Here is an 841-nt window from a genome sequence, read left to right as displayed (position 1 = left end):
GGAGCGGTCGACGCGGGGGAGGGCGGCCATGAAGTGCAGGCCGTCGGGGGTCTGGCCGCGTCCGGGCATGTCGGCGGGGACGTTGGCGGCGACGCGGCGGTCGAACTCGGAGTCCATGGTGTCGCCGAGGCGCAGCTCGAGTCGGTTCATGAGCTGGTCCTTGAGGGCGGCGCGGACCTCCATGTTGCGGGTCGCGGTGATGACGACGTGGACGCCGTAGCCGAGGCCCCTGATGGCCAGGTCGGTGATGTGGTCTTCCAGGATCTCGTAGTCCTGCTTGAGTGTCGCCCAGCCGTCGATGAGCAGGAAGACGTCGCCCCACGGTTGGTCGGGGAGGGCGCCGGCGGCGCGCTGGCGGCGGTAGGAGGCCATGGAGTCGACGCCGTGGACGCGGAAGTACTCCTCGCGGCCGTTGAGGACGCCGGCTACTTCGGCGACGGTGCGGCGGACGCGTTCGGGGTCGAGGCGGGAGGCTACGCCGCCGACGTGGGGGAGGCCGGCGACGGCGGAGAGGCCGCCGCCGCCGAAGTCGAGGGCGTAGAACTGGACTTCGGCGGGGGTGTGGGTGAGGGCGAAGGAGGAGACGAGGGTCCGGAGGAGGGTGGATTTGCCGGACTGGGGGCCGCCGACGATCAGCATGTGGCCGGCGGCGCCGGAGAAGTCGCTCCACAGCACGTCGCGGCGCTGCTCGAAGGGTTTGTCGATGATGCCGAGCGGCACGGTGAGGCGGCCGGCGTGCGAGTTGTCGGGGGAGGTGAGGCCGCGGTCGGGAGTGGGGGTGAGGCCGGGGAGGAGCTTGTCCAGGGAGGGCGCGGAGTCGAGGGGCGGGAGCCAGACGCGG

General features: G+C 72.2%; 1 protein-coding gene. It reads right to left on the bottom strand.

Going from position 1 to position 841, the window contains the following annotated elements:
* The coding region (eccCb, locus tag GL263_RS27355; RefSeq protein WP_182858411.1) for a type VII secretion protein EccCb at positions 1–841 on the bottom strand (841 nt) is incomplete at both ends.

Source organism: Streptomyces durbertensis (assembly GCF_014156695.1).
In the GTDB taxonomy this organism is placed as follows: domain Bacteria; phylum Actinomycetota; class Actinomycetes; order Streptomycetales; family Streptomycetaceae; genus Streptomyces; species Streptomyces durbertensis.
Note: the sequence above shows the minus strand (reverse complement) of the source record. Positions and strands in the feature narration are given on the sequence as shown.